Source organism: Janthinobacterium sp. PLB04 (assembly GCF_021165895.1).
GTDB classification, from domain to species: Bacteria; Pseudomonadota; Gammaproteobacteria; order Burkholderiales; family Burkholderiaceae_D; genus Janthinobacterium; species Janthinobacterium lividum.
In genome coordinates, this window is record NZ_CP088968.1 from 292,531 (window position 1) to 315,160 (window position 22,630).

Sequence of the window (22,630 nt, forward strand, 5' to 3'; positions counted from 1 at the left end):
GTTTGCCCCCATATGTGATGCAGCCCCACCGACACTCCGAATCACCTACCGCAGAGATCCCATACCGCATGAGCACATTTGAAAAAGTCAGCAGCAACTTCATTCCAGTCTTGCAGGCAACCATCGAACAATATGTCGAGCCAGCAACGGGCATGCGCCATATCCACATGCATACCGAGCAGGCTGAGATGGTGTTCCTGGTGGCCTTTCCCACTGTGCCGGAAGTGAGCGACGGGCGCGCCCACATCCTCGAGCACCTGGCCTTGTGCGGCTCGTCCCGCTACCCGGTGCGCGACCCCTTCTTCTCGATGCTGCGCCGCTCGACGGCCACGTTCATGAATGCGATGACCTATCCGGACCGCACCGTGTACCCGTTCGCCAGCACCGACCGCAAGGATTTCTTCAACTTGCTCGACGTCTACCTGGACGCGGCCTTCTTCCCGAACCTCGATTACCTGAATTTCCGCCAGGAAGGCTGGCGCCATGCGTTCGAAGGCGACAAGCTGGTGTACCAGGGCATCGTCTTCAATGAAATGAAGGGCGCTTTCAACAGCCCCATGCGCGCGCTCGACAGCGGCATCGCCAGCGCCTTGCTCAAGGGTACGACGTATGAAGTGGAGTCGGGCGGCGATCCGCTGGTGATCCCGGAACTGACGCATGCCATGCTGAAAGAATTCCACGCCAGCCACTACCATCCGTCGCAAGCCGTGATCATGACCGCCGGCAATATCGAAGCGTCGGCCGTGCAGGAACAAGTCGCCGAGCGCGTGCTGTCCAAGCTCAGCGGCTTTAGCCCGCGCCGCCTGCCACAACTGGCGCCCGCGTGGACCGCGCCGCAGGAAAACGTGGTGAAAATTCCGTCGCAGGAAGCGCGCGACGATGAGTTCGGCCTGCAATTCGCCTGGCTGATGGGCGAGTCGAGCGACCCCATCGCGTACTACCACGCGCATCTGCTGTCGCACGGCTTGCTGGGCGAATCGTCGGCGCCCGTCATGCGCGCCATGGAATCGGCCGGCTATGGCCGCCCATCGGACATGAATGGCCGCGACGCGGGCATCCGCCAGATGGTGTTCCACATCGGCATGGAAGGTTTAACCCAAGAACAGATCGCCGATGCGCACCAGCGCATCTGGACAGCCCTGGAAGAAACGGCGCAAGAGGGTATTCCCGCCGCCGTGCTGCACGCTGCCTTGCGCGACATCAAGTACAGCCAGCGCGAAATCAGCAGCGGCCGCATGCCATACGGCCTGGGCCGCTTGCTGCACGCCTTGCCGCTGGCCATGTACGGCGGCGACGTGATGGACGCGTTCGACAACGCGGCCATCCTGGAAACCCTGGAACAGCAGATCGAGGACCCGGAATTCTTCAAGCAGCTGGTGCGCGAGCTGATCGCCAATCCGACCCGTTTGACGACCCACGTGGTGCCCGACAGCGCCTACTTCACGGACCGCGCCGCGCAGGAAGACGCCAAGCTGGCGGCCCTGCAAGCGACGCTGACGGACGCCGAACGCGAGCACATCATCGCCGAGTCCGCCGCGCTGGAAGCGCATCAGCAGCTGCCATCGAATTCCGAAGTCTTGCCGCGCATCCGCCCCGGCGACGTCAGCGCCTTGCCGCGCCCGGCCCTGCCGATTCCCCCGGCCGTCGACGGCGCCGTGGCGTTCAGTATCGCCTCGAACGGCATCAGCTATGCCAACGTGCTGTACGACGTGTCGAACCTGCCGGAAGCGTCATGGCCCTGGCTGCGCCTGTACACGGACCTGGCGCCGGAACTGGGCGTGGGCGACATGTCGTTCGACGATGCCAGCGCCTGGCGCCAGAGCATGGTTCCCTCGTTCCACATCGGCCTGGAAGCCATTCCCCGCCCGCAACAAGCGATGCGCGTGGAATTGTCGTTCTCGGCCAGCGGCTTGCGTGAAGAACACGCGGCGATCGCCGCCGTGCTGTCGGCCTGGATCGCCAAGCCCCGCTTCGATGAAGAAGAGCGCCTGGCTTTCCTGATCGAAAGCCTGGTGCAGGACAAACTCTCCAGCCTGGCCGAATCGGGCAACCGCTACGCCATGCTGGCCGCGGCGGCACCGCTGTCGCCCACGCGCCGCTTCGACGACATCGTCGGCGGCCCGGCAGCGCTGCCGTTCTACCGCCGCTTGCAGCAATTGAGCAAGACGTCGGCAGGCTTGCAGGAAATCGCCCGCGAACTCGACACCCTGCACGCGCACATCATCGCCCAGCAGCCGACCGTGCTGTGCGCAGGCCTGGAGCAAGATGGCATCACCCTGGCCCGCTTGCTGGAATTGCCAGCAGCCAGCACCGATGTCACGACGCCAAGCGACACGGCAACGCCAACTGCCTTGCCGCTGGCCAACACGGCCCTGCATGCGACGAGCCAGATCAACCATTGCTTCGTGTCCTGGGCCGTGCCTGGCGTGCACAACCCGGACGCGTCCGCCCTTGCCGTGGCCGCCGAACTGATGACCAACCAGGTGCTGCATACGGCCCTGCGCGAAAAAGGCGGCGCGTATGGCGGCAGCGCCAGCTATGCGGCCGGCGCCGGCACGTTTACGTTGAGCTCCTACCGCGATCCGCGCCTGGCCGGCACGTACGCCGACTTCGGCACGACCCTGGATCAAATCCTCGACGGCGATTTCTCGCAGGAACAAGTGGAAGAAGCCATCATCTGCGTCATCAAGGGCCTCGACAAGCCGCACTCGCCATACGCGGAAGCGCTGACGGCGTGGAACATGCAGCAGCGCGGTACGACGGAAGCCGTGCGCCAGCAATTCCGCACCGGCGTGCTCAATTGCACCCTGGCGCAGATCAAGGCTGTCACGCGCACCTGGCTGAAGAACGGCCAACCGAGCCGCGCCGCGTTTGCGGGCAACACGACGCAAGACCTGGCCGGCCTGGAAGTGGTCGATTTATTGGCGCTGGCCAGCTAAGGCGTGGGCTTAACAAGTGTTTTGACGTGGCTGTTGCAACGCCTGACAAAACCGTAGCGAGCGGCAGTGATTTGTGGCCGAGAAGCGCAACCGTACTTCTAGTACGGTGAGCATCGCCGGCCGCAAAGCGCGACGCGCAGTAGGTTTGGTCAGGCGTTTCCAGGTACAGAATTAGGTTCCATGTACATCAACTCCCACTGATGTCCATCCAGGTCCTGGAAACTGTGGCCATACATGAAGCCGAAATCCATCGGCTCCTTGTAGATGCTGCCGCCCGCCTGGACGGCCTTCGCCACCAGCTCATCGACTTCGCCGCGGCTCTCGGCCGACAGGCACACGAGCACTTCCGTCGCCACCTTGGTATCGCACAGCTGCTTGAGCGTAAATTGCAGGAATTTGTCGTGCGTCAACAGCATCACGAAGATGTCGTCGGCAACGATCATGCACGTCGCCGTTTCATCCGTGAAATGGGCGTTGAAACTGAAGCCCAGCGCCGTGAAGAACGTCACGGAACGTTCCAGCGACTGGACGGGCAGATTGACAAAGATTTTGCGGGCCATCATGTCTCCTTGTGGGTCGTATGAGTGTGCTGCCCGCCGATTCTACACCGGCTTTTTACGTGCCAGCGCGTCCCACGGTCTTCGGCGCGTAGCCGAAATAGCGGCTGAACGCGGCGCTGAAATTGGACGGATGACGATAGCCCGTTTGCCAGCCCGCTTGCGCCACCTGGCAACCATTTTCCAGCAGTAACTTTGCCCGCTGCATGCGCAGCGCCAGCAGGGTGCGCTGCGGACTGTCGTTGTAGCGGTAGCGCCATCCCTGCTTGAGCTTGAACAGGCTCAGCCCCACTTGCGCGCACAGGTAATCGAGCGTGAGGTCTTGCGCCATCTGCTCCTGCATCAACGCATGGGCACGCTCCAGCTTGATCATCTCGGCCTCGGGCCAGCGCGGCGCGGGAGCGGACGCGGGCGCCGGGCGCAGTGCCCGCAACTGTTCCGCCAGGACACTGAGCACGCCGATATGCACGGCCAGCGGGTCCGTCGCGCGCAACAGCGCCCGCGCCTGCAGGGCGGAGGCCGCCGTGGTGGCCGCATGCGCCAGCTGGCGCGCGCCTCCGTTGGGCAGCAGGGATGCCAGGCCCTCCGGCCAGTAGCGCGCCAGCGCGTCTTCAGCGACCAGCACGCGCAATTGCGCCGCCCGTTGATTCGCCTCGAAACGCCGCTCGCCGCTGACGTGGCGAAACGCCGTCACCGTCGTATGGCCCCCCCGGAAACGCAATTGTTCGCCATCGCGCGTCGTGTAGCCGGACACGCCGTCCAGGCCGATGGTGATCACCATGCCGCCCGCATCGTCATGCTTCGATTGCTCGACGAGCGCCAGCCGCGGGCGGTAATCGGAATGCACGAGCAGCAAGCCCTGATCGACCTGGCGCTGGTCGGCGCGGCACTCGCCCATGCCGGGATCAAGCTGGCGCCGCGTCCAGCCTGCCGCTTCCCTGTCCTGTTCCATCATCGCTCCTCCTGTTTTCCCGCGCGCCGTCGCGCATACGAAATGCACCGGGTCGCATACAAATGCAAATGATAATTATTCTCATTGTTGCATAAAATAGCGTTATGCACACCTCGTGCCCACTACGCCGAAAGGAAGCACCATGCCGTTCACCTCACAACACGCCTTGCAACCCTACTGGGACCTGGCCGTCGCCCCCGTGCAGGCGGACGGGCTTGCCGCCGCCCTGGAACTGGGCATTTTTGAACTGCTGGCCACGCCGCACACGCCGGCGCAGCTGGCCGACACCCTGTCGCTGCACGCGCCGCACACGGCCCTGCTGCTGGAATTACTCTGGAGCATGCAGGTGCTGGAACGCGATGCGGCCGATGGCGAGGCGCAGCGCTACCGCTGCACGGCCGCCACCTTGCAGTATTTCTGCCGCACCTCCGTTGCCTTTTGCGGCGACGCCTGGCTGTACCGGCTGCATGCGCTGCGCCATTTCGCCACGCAGCTGAGTACGCTGGTGCGCGAGGGTGGCAAAGCCGCACCGTACAACACGGCGACTGGGGTCAACTGGGCCGCTGCCGCGCAGCAGCAAATTGGCCAGGAACAACGCGCCGTCACCATGCGCGCGGCCCTGTCCGTGATGCAGCGCATCGCCCCGTTTGCAGACGGCCTCACGCCGCTGCGCCTGCTTGATGTGGGTGGCGGCCCGGGCTGGGTTGCCATTGCACTGGCACAAGCCCATGCGGGCTTGCACGGCTGCGTTTTCGACTGGCCGGAAACGGTGGCCGTGGCGGCCGCCAACATCGCCCATGCGCAACTATCGGACCGGCTGGAGACGCTGGGTGGCGACCTGGACAGTGACGATATCGGCAGTGGCTACGATCTGATCTGGTGCTCGTCCGTGCTGCATTTCGTGCCCGACATGGCGGCGGCCTTGCGCAAGATCCATGCAGCCTTGAAACCCGGAGGCGTGTTCGTCTGCGTGCAGGCGGAAATCGCCCCGGCAGCCGGCGACGCGGCGCGCGTGCTGCCGTATTACTTGCCGATGCGCATGCTGGGCCGCACGGTGACGCGCCAGGGAGAATTGGCGCAGTTGTTGCGCGACACGGGCTGGCGGCAAGTGGAGCAATACAGCGCCAGCGATTTCCCCATGGCGCCCGTGCAGGTGCTGATTGCGCGCACTTGAATTTCAGGCGTTTTCAATCGCCCCATTCTGCAGCGACTCGATGATCAGGCTGGCCAGCCGCTCGACGGGCGGCCTCGGCACGCTGGAGGCGCGCAGCAGCTCCAGCGACAACGGGGGCAGGGCGGGCAAGCCCGCCGCCACGTGATCGAGCGCGCGCACGGTTGAGGGCAAGCCCAGGCCCGTGCGCACCGTCACGCCCAACCCGGCGGCGGCCGCCGCCCACAGACCGGCCAGGCTGGGGCTGGTAAACGCCGTGCGCCAGGCGATGCCAGCATGATCCAGCGCCTGCGTAGCGCAGCGCTGGAACAGGCAGTCGCGATCGAACGCAATGAGCGGCAACGGTTCGCCCGACTCGGGCCGCCAGGCCAGGCTGGACGAAGCGATCCAGCGCATGGCCGGTTCGGCAATATGCTGGCGCTGCTGCGACGGGTACTCGGCCACGTCGGCGATGCACGCGCCGCCCCACAGCAGGGCCAGGTCCAGCTGGCCCATGGCCAGGCCTTGCATCAAGGCCGTGTTGCGCGCCACGTGCGCCTCGATGCGCACCTTCGGATGCGCGCGGGCAAAGCGCCCCAGCACGTCGGGTAGCAAGGCTTCGCCAAAATCCTCTTGCAGGCCCAGCCGGATCCAGCCTTCCAGTTCCGCGCCGCGCAAGGCGACGGCCGCCTCGTCGTTGAGTTCCAGCAAACGGCGCGCATAGCCGAGCAAGACTTCGCCGGCCGGCGTCAGCGCCAGTCCACGGCCATCCTTGCGGAACAGGGGCATGCCCGCCTGCTCCTCGAGTTTTTTCAGCTGTGCGCTGACGGCCGAAGTGGAACGGCCCACCTTGTCCGCCGCGCGGGCAAAGCTGCCCAGCTCGATGCCAGCCACATAGCTGCGCAAGAAGGCGATGTCGAAATTCAGCAAGCTCATGGCGTGACGGAGATTGTCCTGTTTTATGGGATGGTGACTGGTAAATTATCTGATATTCAGAATGATCGTACTGCGCAACACTGTCAGGGTCAACCACTTTCCCGTCCATGCCATGACCACCAGCTGCCCAGCCGTTCCTGTTCCTGTCCCTGTCCCCGTCACCGCGCCCACGTCGGGCAATGCCCACCGCTGGAAGGTGCTGGCCGTCGGCGTGGCCGCCAATGCCAGCTTTTCCGCCGCCGCCAACGGCATGCCCACCACGGCCATCTGGCTGCGCAGCGGCTATCACCTGAGCAATACGGAACTGGGCGTGGCGCTGGGCGCCATGGGCTTGGGCGTGGCCCTGACCGAATTGCCATGGGGCATGGCCACCGACCGCTGGGGCGACCGCCCTGTGCTGCTGACCGGCTTGCTGGGGACCATGCTGGCACTATTGACCTTGCTGCTATGGATCACCCCGACTGAGGGCACGGTGCCACCGCTATGGGCGCTGGCGGCCGGACTGGCGCTGGTCGGCGTGCTGGGCGGCAGCGTGAATGGCGCCAGCGGGCGCGCCGTGATGCGCTGGTTCGGCGCCGGCGAACGGGGTTTCGCCATGAGCATCCGCCAGACGGCCGTGCCCCTGGGCGGCGGTCTCGGCGCCCTCGTCCTGCCCAGCCTGGCATCGCGCTATGGCTTCATGCCCGTGTTTGGCGCCCTGGCCCTCGTATGCGCCCTGTCGGCGTTTTTTACGTGGCGCTGGATGCATGATCCCGATTTCTCTGCCGAGGCTGCCACAGGGCCGCATAACGCGTCCACGGGCCTGATGGAGGTCAAGCCTGCGCCGCCCTTGCGGAATCGTAAAGTCTGGCGCATGGTGGCCGCCATCGGCTTGCTGTGCGTGCCGCAATTTGCCGTGCTCAGCTTCGCCACCGTCTTCCTGCACGACCATGGCCACCTGGGCCTGGCGGCCATCACGGCCGTGATGGTGGCCCTGCAGGCGGGCGCCATGGTGATGCGCATCTGGAGCGGACACCACACGGACCGCCACGCGAACCGGCCCGCCTGGCTGCGCGGCTCGGCCCTGGTGGCGCTGGCCTCGTTCATTGTGCTTGGATGCATCGCCTGGCTGGACGCGCCAGGCTGGCTGTTGATGGCCGCCGTGGTGGCTGCCGGCATCGCCGTATCCGCCTGGCATGGCGTGGCCTACACGGAGCTGGCCACGGAAGCGGGCGGCGCCAACGCGGGCACGGCCCTGGGCATGGCAAACACGGCGGTCTACGTGGGGCTGTTCCTTACGCCGATCGCCATCCCGCACCTGCTGGCGGCCAGCAGCTGGCCCGTCGTGTGGTGGCTGGCGGGGCTGGTGGCGCTGTGCACCTGGCCCCTGTTTCCCAAGGCTTAGGGCAAGACAGAAATGCGGTAGACGCAGCGCATGGCATTGGCCAGCACATGCTGCTCGCGCACGATACTGGCGCCTGGCCCCACCACTTCCTGGAACAGCTGCAATTCGGAGCGGCAAAAGCCCTGGCAGGTGCGCGCGGCGGCGCAGATGGGGCAGTGGTCTTCGATCAGCAGCCAGTCGTCGCCGTCCGCTTCCACGCGCGCCATATAGCCCTCTTCATCGCGCACGGCCGCCAGCTGCTGCAAGCGCGTGGGCAAATCCGGCGCCGAGCACGCCAACGCATACGCGCTGCGGCTTTCCTCCTCGCGCTGGGTGATGAGTTTATCCAGCCCCGCTTCGCCGAACAGCTGGCGCACCGAGCCGATCAGCTTGATCGTCAGCTGCGCATGCGTGTCGGGAAAGCGCGCATTGCCCGCCTCCGTCAAGACCCAGTTCTGGCGCGGCCGTCCGGCGCCCGCCTGCGCTTCCTGGCGCCCCTCGATGAGGCCCGCCGCCACCAGCTTTTGCACTTGCTGGCGCGCCGCCTCGCCCGTCATGTCCAGCGTCTTGGCCAGGGTCGCCGTGGAGACGGGTCCCTTGGTCTTGATGAAATACAGGATGCGCTCCGTCGTTTGCGGCGCTTCGCTATTATCCAAACGTTTACTTGTGTAATTCATTTCGCTCAACTATCATGGGGCCAGTTAACCAACTAATTGCTTGCATAATAGGCCGGTAGCTCCCCGCTGTCGAGGAGTTTCCACGTCCGCGTGCCGGCAAGACACTCTTTGGACTGGAATCCCATGCAGCTGCAGCACTCCATCTGGCTGTTTCACGCCATCCTCGCCACCGGCCTGGCCATCTGGCTCACCCTGGCCGCCATCAACAACCTGCACGCCTTCCACGGCTCCGTCTGGGCCATCGGCAACACCATGCGCATGGACCCGCTGCGCCAGGACCCGACCATCCAGACGCCGCTGCTGCGCCGCGCGCTCACATCCTTGAGCTTGCATCGGCTGTCGCTGGGCGTGGTGCTGACGCTGCAACTGCTGGCAGCCATCGCCGCCTGGACGGGCGTAGCGCTGTTTGCCGGCGACGGCCTGGCCGCTGCCTTGCCCTGGCTGAATCTGGCCTTGTGCGCCATGGCCACATTTTTGCTGCTGATGCACCTGGGCGGCCTGTGGTTCGGCTACTGGATCGCACAGGAAGGCTTGCAGACGACGCATCTGGTGCTGCTGCTGTGGACCATCGCCCTGTTTGTACTTTTCAACGCGCAGCGGACCTGATCAGCCTCCGCTGCGCCTCTTCTCCCTTTGACTGCAGTAAAGGACTTCATCATGAATACGAAAATCGTCGGCGCCTCCGCGCTGGCCATCACCCTGGCCGTCGCCGGTGCCGCGCTGTATCCGCGTGCCGACTCGCATGCGGCCGATGCCGCCGCCTATCCTGCCACCAAGGTGGCGCTGGTCCCCGTCGTGCTGGGCACGCAGGAACGCTACTTCGCCGGCGTGGGCGAACTGGAAGCGGCGCGCCAGGTGCAGGTGGCGGCTGAGACGGGCGGGCGCGTCACGCAGATCCGTTTCGAGTCGGGGCAGACCGTGCCCGCCGGCGCCATCCTGGTGCAGCTGAATGACGCGCCAGAACAGGCGGCCCTGCTGCGCCAGCGCGCGCAGCTGAAAAACGCGGAAAGCAGCCATGCCCGCACGGTGCAGATGGTCAAGGAAAAGGCGGCCACGCAGGAGCAGCTCGACACGGCCCTGGCCGCCCGCGACGCAGCCCTGGGCGACGTGCGCCAGACGGAAGCGCTGATCGCGCAAAAGACCATCCGCGCGCCGTTCGCCGGGCAGCTGGGCATCCGCAAGGTGCACGCGGGCCAGTACCTGAACGCGGCCGACACGGTGGCCAGCCTGATCGACACGAAGTCGCTGATGGTGAACTTCGCCCTCGATGAACAGAGCAGCGCGAAGCTGGCGCCAGGCCAGGCCGTGCAAGTGCTGGTGGACGCCTATCCCGATGACATCTTCACGGCGAAGATCAACGCCATCGACCCGCTGATCGCCCGCTCGCGCATGGTGCAGGTACAGGCGGCATTGAGCAATCCCCGCGGCGCGCTGAAAGCGGGCATGTATGCGAATGTGCGTGTGGCGCGCGAGGCAGGCCAGCAACTGACGGTGCCGGAAACGGCGGTGACCTACAGCGCGTATGGCGACACCGTGTTCGTCGCGCAGCAGGAAGGAAAACAGCCGCTCACCGTCAAGCGCGTGGGCGTGAAACTGGGCGAGCGGGCCGGGGGCCGGGTCGCCATTCTTGACGGCTTGCGCGAAGGCCAGCGGGTGGTCGCCTCGGGCCAGCTGAAACTGGCCGACGGCATGGCAGTGCAAGCCGTGGCCAATACCCTGGACGAGGCCAAGCGCGCCGCGCCCAAGGCCGGCTCGTAAGGGAAGGCCATCACCATGAAATTTACCGATTTATTCGTACGCCGCCCCGTGCTGGCGCTGGTGATCAGCACATTGATCCTGATGCTGGGCGTGATCGCCATCCTGCAGCTGCCGATCCGCCAATATCCGATGCTCGAATCGTCCACCATCACGGTGAAAACCACGTATCCGGGCGCCTCGGCGGAACTGATGCAGGGTTTTGTCACGCAGCCCATCGCGCAAGCCGTATCGTCGGTGGAAGGCATCGATTACCTGACCTCGTCGTCGGTGCAGGGCAGCAGCACGGTCACCGTGCGCATGGAGCTGAACCGCGATTCCACGCAGGCGCTGACGGAAGTCATGGCCAAGGTCAACCAGGTGCGCTACAAGCTGCCCGAAGGCGCGTTTGACCCCGTCATCGAGCGCTCGGCCGGCGATTCCTCGGCCGTCGCCTATGTCGGCTTTGCCAGCGAGAGCGTGTCCGCGCCCGCGCTGACGGACTACCTGGCGCGCGTGGTGCAACCGATGTTCGCCACCATCGACGGCGTGGCCAAGGTCGACGTGTATGGCGGCCAGCAGCTGGCCATGCGATTGTGGATCGATCCGGCCAAGCTGGCCGCGCGCGGCTTGACGGCGGCCGACGTGGCCGACGCCGTGCGGCGCAATAACTACCAGGCGGCGCCCGGCAAGGTGAAAGGACAATTCGTCGTCTCGAACATCAGCGTCAACACGGACCTGACCAGCGTGGCGGAGTTCCGCGACATGGTCATCCGCAAGGGCGGCGATGACAGTGCTGCCCTGGTGCGCCTGAAGGATGTGGGCACGGTGGAACTGGGTGCGGCCGCCACGGAGACGAGCGGCATCATGGACGGCGTGCCGGCCGTGTATCTGGGCCTGTCGCCCACGCCAGGCGGCAACCCGCTGGTGATCGTCGACGGCATCAGGAAGCTGCTGCCGGAGATCCAGAAAACCCTGCCACCCGGCGTGAAGGTCGAGCTGGCATTCGAGACGGCACGCTTCATCCAGTCGTCCATCGACGAGGTGGCGCATACGCTGCTCGAAGCGCTGCTCATCGTCGTCATCGTCATCTACCTGTGCATGGGTTCCCTGCGCTCCGTGCTGATTCCCGTCGTGACCATCCCGCTGTCGATGCTGGGCGCGGCGGCGCTGATGCTGGCCTTCGGTTTCAGCATCAATCTGCTCACCTTGCTGGCGATGGTGCTGGCCGTGGGCCTGGTGGTCGATGACGCCATCGTCGTGGTGGAAAACGTGCACCGGCATATCGAGGAAGGCAAGACGCCCGTGGCGGCCGCGCTGGTGGGCGCGCGCGAAGTGGCCGGACCCGTCATCGCCATGACGATCACGCTGGCGGCCGTGTATGCGCCGATCGGCATGATGGGGGGACTGACTGGCGCGCTGTTCAAGGAATTTGCGCTGACCCTGGCCGGCGCCGTGGTGGTGTCGGGCGTGGTGGCGCTGACCTTGTCTCCCGTAATGAGCTCCCTGCTGCTGCAGCCGAAACAGACGGAAGGGCGCATGGCACGCGCCGCCGAGCATTTCTTCGAAGGCTTGACCTCGCGCTATGCGCGCCTGCTGGACCGCTCCCTGCACCACCGCTGGCTGAGCGCCGGTTTCGCCGCGCTGGTGATGGTCAGTCTGCCGTTTTTGTACCTGCTGCCGCAGCGCGAACTGGCGCCGGCGGAAGACCAGGCCAGCGTGCTGACGGCGATCAAGGCGCCGCAGCATGCCAACCTCGATTACGTGGAACGCTTTTCCTACAAGCTCGATGCCATCTACAAGAATATCCCCGAAACGGACTCGCGCTGGATCATCAACGGCGGCGAAGGCCCGGCATCGAGCATCGGCGGCATCAACCTGACGCCGTGGGCCGAGCGTTCGCGCAATGCGGCCGTCATCCAGGCGGAATTACAGCACGCCGTGGGCGACGTGGAAGGCACCAGCATCTTCGCCTTCCAGCTGGCGCCCTTGCCGGGATCGAGCGGCGGCTTGCCCGTGCAGATGGTCTTGCGCAGCGCGCAGGATTACGCCACCCTGTTCCGCACCATGGAAGACGTCAAGCAGCGCGCACGCGACAGCGGCCTGTTTGCCGTCGTCGACAGCGACCTCGATTACAACAACCCCGTCGTGAAAGTACGCGTGGACCGTTCCAAGGCGAACAGCCTGGGCATCCGCATGCAGGACATCGGCGAATCGCTGGCCGTGCTGGTGGGCGAGAATTATTTGAACCGCTTCGGCATGGATGGCCGCGCCTACGACGTCATCGCGCAAAGCCCGCGCGAACAGAGATTGACGGCGCAAGCCCTGACGCAGCAGTACGTACGCGCCGACGACGGCAGCCTGCTGCCCCTGTCCGCCGTGGTGTCCGTGACGGAACAGATCGAGCCGAACATGCTGACCCAGTTCAACCAGCAAAATGCGGCCACCTTCCAGGGCGTACCGGCGCCGGGCGTGACCCTGGGCGACGCCGTCGCCTTCCTCGATGGTGTCGCCAAGACCCTGCCGCCGGGCTTCAGCTACGACTGGCAGTCCGATGCGCGCCAGTTCGCCACGGAAGGCAATGCCCTGCTGCTGGCCTTTTTGGCGGCCGTCGTCGTCATCTACCTGGTGCTGGCGGCGCAGTATGAAAGCCTGACGGACCCGCTGATCATCCTGATCACCGTGCCGCTGTCGATCTGCGGCGCCCTGATTCCGCTGGCCCTCGGCTACGCCACCGTCAACATCTACACGCAGATCGGCCTCGTGACCCTGATCGGCTTGATCAGCAAGCACGGCATCCTGATGGTGGAGTTTGCCAATGAATTGCAGGTACATGAACAGCTCGACCGCATCACGGCCATCCGCAAGGCGGCGCAGATCCGCTTGCGCCCGATTTTGATGACGACGGCCGCCATGGTGGTGGGCCTGGTGCCGCTGCTGTTCGCTTCCGGCGCCGGCGCCAACAGCCGCTTCGGGCTGGGCGTGGTGATCGTCTCGGGCATGTTGATCGGCACCTTCTTCACCCTGTTCGTGCTGCCCACCGTGTACACCTTTCTGGCCCGCCGCCACACGGCCGACCATGCCACGCCGCGCGCGCGCGACCTGTCCCAGGCGCTGAAGGAATCCCCATGAAAAATTACCGCTATCTTGTCTCCCTTTTCCCCCTGCTGGCCGGCTGCGCCGTCAGCCCCGCCTATGTCACGCCGGGCACGCCCGCCATCACCCTGGCCAGCCCGCAGCAGGCGCAATTCGCACCCGGTGCAAGCGCCGTCAGCGAGGCCGCCTGGTGGACGTTTTTCGACGATGCGCGCCTGTCGCAGCTGATCGCCAGCGCGCTCGAACACAACCTCGATATCGTCCAGGCGCAAGCGAACCTGCTGGCCGCGCGCGCCGTCTTCGACGAACGCCGGCTCGATGAGCTGCCTGCCGTCACCAGCCACGCGGGATGGCAACGCCAGGTGCGACAGGACACACCCGATAGCCGCGCCGCCAGCGCCAGCACGCGCGTGGGTTTCGACGCGCAATGGGAGATCGACCTGTTCGGCCGCCTGGCCCATATCAGCCGCTCGGCGCAGGCGCGCGCCGAAGCGGTGCAGGCGGACTTGCGGCAAGTGCAGCTGACGATCGCCGCCGAGGTGGCGCGCAATTACTACGAGGCGCTGGGCTACCAGCAAAACCTGGCGCTGACGCAGGCGCAGGTGCACAGCTGGCGCGACACCGTCGCCCTGATCGATGCGCGCATCCGTGCCGGCAGCGGCTTGCCGGAAGAGCGCCACAACGCGCTGGCCAACCTGGCCCGCAGCGAGGCGATGCTGCCGCCATTGCAGGCGGGATTGCGCCAGGCGCAGTACCGGCTCGATGTGCTGAGCGGCCAGGCGCCGGGCGCCATTTCGCTGGCGACCATGCCGCGCCAGGAAGCGCTGCTGGCGGGCCAGCTGCCGCTCGGCGACGTGAACCGCCTGATCAAGCAGCGGCCCGACGTGGTGCGTGCCGAGCGCCTGCTGGCCGCCTCCAGCGAAGACGTGGGGGCCGCCACGGCCGACCTGTATCCGCGCCTGAGCCTGGGCGGCTTTTTGGGCTTCTTTGCGCTGCGCGGCAGCGGCGTGTTCGACGGCGGCGCGCGCGCCTTCGAGGTGGCGCCCTCCGTCAGCTATCCGGCCTTCCGCCTCGGCAGCGTCAAGGCGCGCTTGCGCGGCACGCAGGCCGAAGCGCAAGGCGCGCTGGCGCGCTATGAACAAACGATGTTATTGGCGCAGGAAGACGTGGAAAATGCCGTCACGCAGCTGGCGCAAAACCAGACGCGATTGGCTTCCCTGCTGGAATCGGCACGCCACGGCAACGCGGCCCTCGGCATCGCCAGCACGCGCTATCAGGGCGGTTCCGGCAGCTACCAGGCCGTACTGGAAAACCAGCGCGCCTTGTACGATATCCGGCGCGAAGCGCTGCTGGCGGAAACGGCGTCCTATATCGATGCGATTGCCCTGTACAAGGCGCTGGGATGGGGGCAAACTATGTGATCTTTTTAGCTCGGAAAGGCACGTAATGTTCACGCAAGGCAGCTGGCTCAATCCACCGGAAAACTGGTCCGCCGACGGCGCGCAATTGCGCGTGACGACGGATGCCAACACGGATTTCTGGCGCAAGACCGCGTATGGGTTTATCCGCGACAGCGGCCACTTTTTCGGCACTGACATCGAAGGCGATTTCACGGCGCAGCTGCATGTGGCGGCGCAGTACGCAGCGCTGTACGACCAGGCGGGAATGATGGTGCGCATCGACGCGGAAAACTGGATCAAATGCGGCGTCGAATTTTCCGACGGCCAGTTACTGTTGAGCACTGTGCTGACAGTGGACACATCGGATTGGGCCGTCAGCATCGCTCCCGCCATGCCGGACGGTTTCTGGCTGCGCGTGACGGTGGAAAAGGGTGTGATCCGGGTGCAGTATTCGACCGATGGCAAGCTGTGGCCGCTGCTGCGCCTGGCGCCATTTCCCGAGGCCAGCAGCTACCTTGTCGGGCCCATGTGCTGCACGCCGGAACGCGCCGGCCTCGAGGTCGCGTTTTCGCAATTTACGGTGGGCCCGGCCCAGCGCAAGGACTTGCACGACCTCACTTGAGTGCCCGTGTGTGCATGGCGGATCAGACGGCGGAATCCGTCCACTGATTCTCGATGCACCATTGCCGCACATCGGCGATCAGTTGCGCTGAAACGGGCTGGAGTCCCGGGAGTTTTTTCTCGTATTTACGGATGCTGGCGGCAAAAAAAGTGAAGAAAGCGGTGCCGATCAATTTGCGTTGCCCAGGCGTGTCTTTTTTCACCGGCACGAAGTCTTCCTCTTCCATGGCGATATCGAGGCCGAACATTTTGTCGCTGGCGTAATAGCGGCAGAATGTTTTTCGCTGCAAGTCTTTTGGCACGCAGCGCAGGCAGACAAACAATTCCCAGTCGAGATCAGGATATTTTTCTTCCATCAAGGGACCAAGCTGCCGCAGTTCATGACCAATGTCAAAGACCTTGGTCCAGCTTGGCGAGTCCGATGTCGTGTCTATGCGCATCTTTGTTTTCTCCGAGTGCAAGAACCGCATGATACGCGCATCGTCCTTCAGGCAGCGCGCGTGCCACCACGTGGCAAGATCAATCCGCCCGCGCCAGCCACGTCTCGTGCAAATGGCGCCACAGCAAGGCGCCATCCGGCGTTTTCTCATACACGACGGTCGACAGCCGCTCGGTATTTTCTCCACCGGGCAGCGACTGGAACTCGCGGTAAGACACGGTGGCGCCGGCAGCGCTGTCCTGGATCAATGCCAGGTCGGAAATACGCATGAGCAGGCCCGGACGGCTGCCGCCGGCGCCCTGGAAAAACGCCGTCAAGCCGGCATGATCGAGCTGTTTTCCGCCGGGTGACACCATCGTGAAAGCGGGCGAAAATCGCGCCAGCAAATCAGCGCAATGTTCCGGCGCCGTGGCCTCGCCGGAAAGCCATGTGCGGATCAGCACATGCGTGGATAACACGTCGTCAAAACAGGGATTCGTTGTCTTCATTTTTTGCTTGCTCCATGGTGATGTAAAAGGTCGAGAACGGCGCGGTTATCGATGCGCATGCACAGTGCCAGAGGCAGCACGCACGAGGCGGCGGCCAGCGCAAAGCACCAGTGAAAGACCCGCGCCGCGCGCGCATGCAGGGCAGGGTCGTCCAGGGTGGCGATGCCCTGCGCCGCCAGCAAGCCATTCAGAAGTACGCTGAGCAGCGCCACGCCCAGGCAAAAGCCCAGCTGGCGGTTGATATTCCACACGGCGCTGGCCTGGCTCAGTTGCGTATCCGGTGTGCGCAAGAACGCCGTACTTTGCGCCGTGCTGCTGCACAAGCCGCCGCCAAAACCCATCACGGCATATGCACCGGCCAGCCAGAAAAGCTGATCGGCCGCATCCACCCGCAGCAGCATCAGCATGCCCGCCGCCTGCAGCAGCGCACCAAAGATGAACAGGGGTTGCGGCCCCACACGGCGGTAGCTTTTTCCGGTGAGCGAAATGGCCGCAAACGAGGCCAGCGCCCACGGCAGCATCAGGGCGCCCGCCGTCGATGCCGACATGCCCAGCACGCCCTGCAGATACAGCATGGCCAGCAGGCTCACGCCCATGAACACGCCCGGCACCAGCAGATACATCAGCATGGCAATGCGCAGCAGCGGTTCGGCGGCCAGGCGCAGGTTGAGCAGCGGCGTCGATTTGCGCAGCGCGCCGCGCACATAGCCCCATGCGCAGGCAACACCCAGCGCCAGCATGGCGGCGCCGGCAAGCAGCTCGCCCGGCGTGCCCAGCATGGTCAAGCCCAGCAACAGCAAAAGGATGGCCGTGCTGCCCGCCAGCAGGCCGCCCGTGTCGAGACGGGGAACGGCCGCACGCGGCGGGTCGGGACGCAGCCAGCAGGCGGCCAGCAACAGCGCCAGCGCGGCAAACGGCACGTTCAGGTAAAAAATCCAGCGCCACGACAGGCTGTCGACGATGACGCCGCCCAAGGCGGGCGACAGGGCCGGCGCCAGCAAGCCCACCAGCATGATGACGGAGGACAGGCCGGGACGCTCGGCAGGCCGATACAGCTGGTAGGTCATGCTTTGTCCCAGCGGAATGAGCAAGCCGCCACCCAGGCCCTGCACGCAGCGCCAGGCGATCAGCGCCTCGATCGAGGGCGCCAGGCCGGCGCCGATGCTGGCGCATAAAAAAGTTAGCAACGATGCCATGAACACGGTTTTGCTGCCATAATAGGCAGCCAGCCAGGCGCTGGCGGGAATGACGATGGTCAGGCCGAGGATGTAGGCCGTGCTGATCCAGGCCAGCTGCGCCACCGAGGCGTGCAGGGCATGGCCGATGTCGGGATAGGCGACGCTGGTGATGAACATGTTGATCAGGTCGACGAAAAACCCCAGCAGATAGATGGCCGCCACTTTTTTGCGATAGTCCATGGTGCTCCGAATGGCAAACGGCCAGCTTAAGCGCCTAGCGCCATTTGCGTAACGGGCCGGCCCCGATTACACTGTCAAACAAATTTTGACAAACCGCTGGAAGCCGCATGTTTACTCATTTTTATTTATGATCAGTCTTGACCGCCTGGGTATTTTCATCGCCATCGTCGATGCCGGTTCGCTGACGGCCGCCGCCGCCGTGCTGGGCCAGAGCAAGGCCGTCGTCAGTTTTAACTTGAAACAGCTGGAAGCGGAGCTGGGCGTGTCGCTGCTGACGCGCAGCACGCGCAGCCTGGCGCTGACCGACGTGGGGCGGCGCTTTTATGAAGACTGCCAGCGCGTGCTGAGCGAAGCCCAGGGCGCCATCGAAACGGCGCGCCAGGGCCACCAGGGCTTGCGCGGCACCCTGCGCCTGACCACCACCGTCGAGTACGGCAGCCGCACGGTGATCCCCGCGCTGATCGCCTTTGCCGCCGCCCATCCGCAATTGCAGATCCAGCATTCCTCGTCGTCGTCGCATGAAGACTTGATCTCGGGCGGCTATGACCTGGCCATCCGCATGGGTTCACTCAACGACTCAAGCTACCGCGCCGCGCTGATCGAACCGTATGCGATCTGGCCAGTCGCCTCGCCCGCCTACCTGGCCAGCCTGCCCGGCAGGGACATCGCCACCTTGCCCGACTTGCAGCGCGCGCGCTGGCTGGCGCACAGCCGCCTCAGCACGCCCCTGCGCTGGGACGTGCACACGCCCGATGGCCCCGCCGCCTTTGCCGTGCAGGACGACGCCGCCATCCATTCCGACTCCGCCTCGGCCCTGCTGGGCTTTGCCCTGGGCGGCTGCGGCGTGGCCCTGCTGCCGCAATGGCAGGTGGAAGGGGAAGTGCGCGCGGGACGCCTGCGCCGCCTGCTGCCCGACGTCGCCTTCCCGGAGCAGGGCGTGTATGCCGTGTATCCGAACACCCAGCATATCGCGGAAAAGGTGCGCGCCTTTATCGACTTTTTGCGCACGTTTGTGGGCACGCCGGACTGAGATTTCACTTCGTCAATATTTGACGAAGACAACGGTTTCCAAGGGGCAAACGAGCGCCCCTTTCGGTTTTCACGGCCTACACTGGAAGGACGTTGTTCACCGATTGGAGACCATCATGGCACATACATTGGCAGCAGTTTTCGCCGTCCGCGACATGGCCGAGCGCGCCCGGCACGACCTGATCACGGCGGGCTTTCCCGGCGCCAGCATCCGCCTGCACGATGCGGGCAGTGACGACTTTTCCGCCACAGAAAACATCCGCCGCGACGACAGCGACAGCCTGCTCGACAATATCAAGCATTTCTTTACGGATCTGTTCGGCAGCCACGCCGACCGCCACATCTATGCGGAAGCCGTGCGGCGCGGACATGTCGTGCTGACACTGGAAGGCGCAAGCGACGCCGATATCCAGCGCGCCACCGACCTCGTCGAGCGCTACGCGCCGCTCGACATCGATGCGCATGCCGACCACTGGCGCGCCGGCGGCTGGCAAGGCGCGCCGCACGACGACGGCGCAATGCGCCAGGGCGCCAGCATGCAATCCAGCGAGCCATCGCAGCAGGGCGCGTCCGCCGGCAACCTGAACGAGGCGGCAAGGTCGCAGCAATTTGCGGGCGGCATGGCGCCGCCGTCATCGGGCGCGGGCGCCAACGCGCGCCGCTACCCCAGCGCGGACAACCTGCCAGGCACCAGCTACGACGACGAGCAGTACTACCGCAGCCACTGGAGCGCCACCTATGTCGCCACCGGCGCGCGCTTCGAGGACTACGATCCCGCCTACCGCTATGGCCATTCGATGGCCAGCAGCGACAGCTACCGGGGCCGCCCGTGGGAAGACGTGGAAGCGGACCTGCGTTCCACGTGGGAGCACACGTATCCGCAATCAGCGTGGGACAACTTCAAGGCGGCTGTCAAACATGGCTGGGAACGCATCACGTCCTGATGCGCGCTGAGGGGGACAGCCCCCCCTCAGCGCCCCTCGTGCGTGAGCTTGAGGAAGTGGTTCAGGATGTGAAAATGGTCTTCGAAGAATTGCTCTTCCATGGCCGGCAGGGCGCTCACCGGCACCCATTGCGCCAGCGCCGCATCGTCGGCCGCCTTCACGGCCGGCAGCTGGCGCGTCTTCAGGTCAAAATAATGCGCATGCGTGATGGTGCGCCCGCGCTGGCTGCGGTCCGGATGGTCGAACACGGCCACGCCGACCAGCGCCTCGACGAGGGTGGGCGCCAGCACGCCCAGCTGGGTTTCTTCCGCCAGCTCGCGCAGGGCGCCCTGCAGCAGACGTTCGCGCGGCTCCAGGAAGCCACCGGGCAATGCCCACAGGCCCTTGCCCGGATAGCCGCCGCGGCGCACGAGCAGCACGTGGCCACCCGTCTGCACCAGCGCGTCGACAGTCGTGAAGATGGGCGGATACGGCGCCGCGCGCCAGCGCGCTTTATACGCTTCGATGGCGCGGTATTCCTGCACCAGCGGTGCATACCATGGCAACAAGGTCCACGCCTTCACATACTGGCCGATGGCGGCCGGCAGCAGCTGCGCCACGGCGCTCAGCGACACATCCACGTCTTCCGCTTCGAACAGCACGTTGCGGATGGCCGTCGCGCCGATGGGCGCACCGGGATCGATCTCCAGATTCAATAACTGCCAGTGCGGGAAGTGGTGCAGGTAGTAGCTGGTGGCGTCCTTGAAGCAAGCCACCAGGGTGACGCGCTGCGCCGCGGGCAAGGCGCCCGCCACGGCGCGCCGCACGGCATCGGCCCACAAGCCATCGTCGTAGTAATCGCGCACGGCCACGTAGTGCACGCGCGCGCGCTGCGCCTCGGGCAGGGTGGCGGCGATCATGGCGGCCCGCTCCTGCCACGTAAACGGGTTCTTCGGGCTGCGCGCATGGAAGGCGGAACCGAGCACCACCACCACCTGGGCGGCCGTCGTCAGCGCCTTCTGCAACAAGCCCGCATGGCCATGGTGAAAAGGCTGGAAGCGGCCGATCAGGATGGCCGCGTCGGCAGGATAGGATGAGCTCATGCGTCGTCTCCGGTGGGGTAGTGGGCGGCGATCGGCAATTGGCGCCCGCTGCCAAAGGCGCGCGAACGCACGCGGATGATGGGCGCCGCCTGGCGCCGTTTGTACTCATTGCGGGCGACCATGCCGAGGATGCGCGTCACGAGGGCGCGGCCCTCGTCCGTCTCGCGCAGCTGGTCGACCAGGGTCAGCGCCTGCGCGCTTTCTTGCGCCGGCAGGCGGCGTCCCTCGATATGCCATTTCAAGATTTCATCGAGCACGGGATACGGCGGCAAGCTATCGGTGTCGCGCTGGCCCGGCGCCAGTTCCGCCGACGGGGGTTTCTCCAGCACGACGGCGGGAATCAGTTCGCGCCCGACTCTGGCGTTGAGGTGGCGCGACAGGGCGAACACCTCCGTTTTATACAGGTCGCCGATCAGTCCCAGTCCCCCGTTCGTGTCGCCATACAGGGTGCAGTAGCCCACCGAGATTTCGCTCTTGTTGCCGGTGGCGAGCAGCAGGGCACCGAAGGCGTTCGAGTATTCCATCAATATCGTGCCGCGCACGCGCGCCTGCAGGTTTTCCAGCGGCAGCCCCTGCAGCCTGCCGTCGAAGGCTTGGGCATAGCCGGCTTCGTATTGCGCCACGATGTCGCGTATCGGGTGCGTGTGCAGGACGATACCGAGGTTGGCGCACAGGGCGACGGAATCGGTAACGGAGCCGGCGCTGGAAAACACGGACGGCATGGTGATGCCCACCACGTTGTCGGCGCCCAGCGCCTCGACGGCCAGGGCCAGGGTCAGCGCCGAATCGATGCCGCCCGAGCAGCCGACGACGACTTTCGTAAAGCGGCAGCGGCGCGCATAGTCGCGCAAACCGAGCACGATCTGGCGCCGCGCAAATTCCACGGCGGGGATGCCGTCCGGGTCCGGCACGGGAAACGCCGATCCATCGGGTCGCGTAAAACGGCCATCGGCAAAGCGCAGCAAGGGAAAATCCTCGACGAAGCGGGCCGCCTCGAATTGCACGCCGTCGCTCGGCGACATGGCGAACGAGGCACCGTCGAACACGAGCTGGTCCTGGCCGCCCACCTGGTTGACGAACAGCAGGGGCAGCTTGACGCGCGCGCAGGCGGCGCCAAACACGGCGTGGCGCTGCGCGCGCTTGCCGATGTCGGACGGGCTGGCGTTGATGCTGACGACGAGGTCGGGCCCCGCCGCGTGCAAGGCCTCGAACGGGTTGACGGCGTAGGCGCGGCCATCGTCGTTCCAGCCATCCTCGCAAATCATGAAGCCGACCTTGCGGCCGGCGATATCGAGGGTGCAGGCGCCGGGCGGGCCCGGCTCGAAATGCCGCCCCTCGTCGAAGATGCCGTAGGTGGGCAGCAGCTGCTTGTAGTATTCGGCCACGATGCGCCCGTCGCGCAGCGCCAGCAAGGCGTTGTACAGGGGCTTGCCGATGCCGGGATTGGGCCGCGCCGTGCCGATGACGGTGACCAGCGCCGGCCAGCGCGTGGATGCCTGCAGCAGCGTATCGAGCGCCTGCTGCATGTCGTGCAGGAAGGCGGCATCCTCGAACAGGTCGCCCGGGTAATACGCACACAGCGACAGTTCGGGGCACACGAGCAGGTCGGCGCCATCGTCGCTGGCACGCTGCATGCGCACGATGATGGCGCCGACATTGGCGTCGAAATCGCCCACGGTGGGATTCATCTGGGCGAGGGCGATGGTCAGCATGGTGCTCCTTCAGTCGGTTGCGCGTGAAACCACTATCCTGCCTGAAAAGTTTTCTGAGCGTACTGATGCAATCGTGCAAGCCTGCCCGTCGGC

General features: G+C 65.3%; 19 protein-coding genes. 10 read left to right on the forward strand and 9 right to left on the reverse strand.

From position 1 onward, the window contains the following. Positions 1–68: 68 nt before the first annotated feature. The gene (locus tag LSO07_RS01160; protein ID WP_151091898.1) at positions 69–2,939 is read left to right on the forward strand and encodes an insulinase family protein; all 2,871 of its coding nucleotides are present in this window, start codon (positions 69–71) and stop codon (positions 2,937–2,939) included. Between the two features lie 149 nt (positions 2,940–3,088). Here the strand turns inward: LSO07_RS01160 and LSO07_RS01165 are convergent, their stop codons facing one another. Beyond that, on the reverse strand, positions 3,089–3,499 hold the full coding sequence (locus LSO07_RS01165; protein ID WP_151093938.1) for a VOC family protein: 411 nt from the start codon (positions 3,497–3,499) through the stop codon (positions 3,089–3,091). A gap of 55 nt (positions 3,500–3,554) precedes the next feature. Further along, on the reverse strand, positions 3,555–4,451 hold the full coding sequence (locus LSO07_RS01170) for a helix-turn-helix transcriptional regulator (protein ID WP_151091901.1): 897 nt from the start codon (positions 4,449–4,451) through the stop codon (positions 3,555–3,557). Between the two features lie 139 nt (positions 4,452–4,590). Here LSO07_RS01170 and LSO07_RS01175 point away from each other — a divergent pair, with 139 nt between their 5' ends. Next, positions 4,591–5,622: a methyltransferase domain-containing protein gene (locus tag LSO07_RS01175; protein ID WP_151091904.1), complete on the forward strand. Its 1,032-nt coding sequence runs from the start codon at positions 4,591–4,593 to the stop codon at positions 5,620–5,622. Between the two features lie 3 nt (positions 5,623–5,625). Here LSO07_RS01175 and LSO07_RS01180 read toward each other — a convergent pair whose 3' ends face one another. Continuing rightward, entirely contained in the window at positions 5,626–6,534 is a 909-nt protein-coding gene (locus LSO07_RS01180) for a LysR substrate-binding domain-containing protein (protein WP_151091907.1), read from the reverse strand. A gap of 112 nt (positions 6,535–6,646) precedes the next feature. Between LSO07_RS01180 and LSO07_RS01185 the strand changes: the two genes are divergently transcribed. After that, positions 6,647–7,918, forward strand: a complete 1,272-nt coding sequence (locus tag LSO07_RS01185; RefSeq protein WP_151093940.1) for an MFS transporter — start codon at positions 6,647–6,649, stop codon at positions 7,916–7,918. Here the strand turns inward: LSO07_RS01185 and LSO07_RS01190 are convergent. Beyond that, positions 7,915–8,574 (reverse strand): helix-turn-helix transcriptional regulator, encoded by a 660-nt coding sequence (locus LSO07_RS01190; RefSeq protein WP_034782669.1) that lies wholly within the window; start codon positions 8,572–8,574, stop codon positions 7,915–7,917. The two genes, LSO07_RS01185 and LSO07_RS01190, sit on opposite strands and share 4 nt — an antisense overlap. 123 nt (positions 8,575–8,697) lie before the next feature. Between LSO07_RS01190 and LSO07_RS01195 the strand changes: the two genes are divergently transcribed. From LSO07_RS01195 to LSO07_RS01215, 5 genes are read left to right on the forward strand one after another with little or no spacing between them, the layout of a single operon-like run. Further along, positions 8,698–9,180: a DUF2165 family protein gene (locus LSO07_RS01195; RefSeq protein ID WP_151091910.1), complete on the forward strand. Its 483-nt coding sequence runs from the start codon at positions 8,698–8,700 to the stop codon at positions 9,178–9,180. A 51-nt stretch (positions 9,181–9,231) separates the two neighbouring features. Then, positions 9,232–10,332, forward strand: coding sequence for an efflux RND transporter periplasmic adaptor subunit (locus LSO07_RS01200; RefSeq protein ID WP_151091913.1), 1,101 nt, complete (start codon positions 9,232–9,234; stop codon positions 10,330–10,332). A 15-nt stretch (positions 10,333–10,347) separates the two neighbouring features. Beyond that, on the forward strand, positions 10,348–13,440 hold the full coding sequence (locus LSO07_RS01205) for a MexW/MexI family multidrug efflux RND transporter permease subunit (RefSeq protein ID WP_151091916.1): 3,093 nt from the start codon (positions 10,348–10,350) through the stop codon (positions 13,438–13,440). Then, complete coding sequence (locus LSO07_RS01210) at positions 13,437–14,825, forward strand: efflux transporter outer membrane subunit (RefSeq protein WP_151091918.1); 1,389 nt, start codon at positions 13,437–13,439, stop codon at positions 14,823–14,825. The genes LSO07_RS01205 and LSO07_RS01210 overlap by 4 nt, the downstream gene beginning before the upstream one ends. Before the next feature lie 25 nt (positions 14,826–14,850). Then, on the forward strand, positions 14,851–15,426 hold the full coding sequence (locus tag LSO07_RS01215) for a DUF1349 domain-containing protein (protein ID WP_151091921.1): 576 nt from the start codon (positions 14,851–14,853) through the stop codon (positions 15,424–15,426). 22 nt (positions 15,427–15,448) lie between these two features. Here LSO07_RS01215 and LSO07_RS01220 read toward each other — a convergent pair whose 3' ends face one another. The 3 genes from LSO07_RS01220 to LSO07_RS01230 form a co-directional block, all read right to left on the reverse strand. Continuing rightward, the gene (locus tag LSO07_RS01220; protein ID WP_151091924.1) at positions 15,449–15,865 is read right to left on the reverse strand and encodes a hypothetical protein; all 417 of its coding nucleotides are present in this window, start codon (positions 15,863–15,865) and stop codon (positions 15,449–15,451) included. Positions 15,866–15,944: 79 nt separating this feature from the next. Continuing rightward, entirely contained in the window at positions 15,945–16,352 is a 408-nt protein-coding gene (locus LSO07_RS01225; protein ID WP_151091927.1) for a DUF4440 domain-containing protein, read from the reverse strand. Then, positions 16,349–17,770: an MFS transporter gene (locus LSO07_RS01230; protein WP_151091930.1), complete on the reverse strand. Its 1,422-nt coding sequence runs from the start codon at positions 17,768–17,770 to the stop codon at positions 16,349–16,351. The genes LSO07_RS01225 and LSO07_RS01230 overlap by 4 nt, the downstream gene beginning before the upstream one ends. Before the next feature lie 127 nt (positions 17,771–17,897). On the opposite strand from LSO07_RS01230, the gene LSO07_RS01235 reads away from it, so the two are divergent. After that, a complete protein-coding gene (locus tag LSO07_RS01235) occupies positions 17,898–18,800 on the forward strand; it encodes a LysR family transcriptional regulator (RefSeq protein WP_070282988.1) in 903 nt (300 codons plus the stop codon). 115 nt (positions 18,801–18,915) lie between these two features. Then, positions 18,916–19,743 carry a hypothetical protein gene (locus LSO07_RS01240; protein WP_151091933.1) on the forward strand — a complete coding sequence of 276 codons (828 nt, stop codon included), beginning with the start codon at positions 18,916–18,918 and terminating at the stop codon, positions 19,741–19,743. A gap of 26 nt (positions 19,744–19,769) precedes the next feature. Here LSO07_RS01240 and LSO07_RS01245 read toward each other — a convergent pair whose 3' ends face one another. Then, positions 19,770–20,825: a bifunctional nicotinamide-nucleotide adenylyltransferase/Nudix hydroxylase gene (locus tag LSO07_RS01245; protein ID WP_151091936.1), complete on the reverse strand. Its 1,056-nt coding sequence runs from the start codon at positions 20,823–20,825 to the stop codon at positions 19,770–19,772. Further along, complete coding sequence (locus LSO07_RS01250) at positions 20,822–22,537, reverse strand: NAD+ synthase (RefSeq protein ID WP_151091939.1); 1,716 nt, start codon at positions 22,535–22,537, stop codon at positions 20,822–20,824. The genes LSO07_RS01245 and LSO07_RS01250 overlap by 4 nt, the downstream gene beginning before the upstream one ends. Positions 22,538–22,630 lie beyond the last annotated feature (93 nt).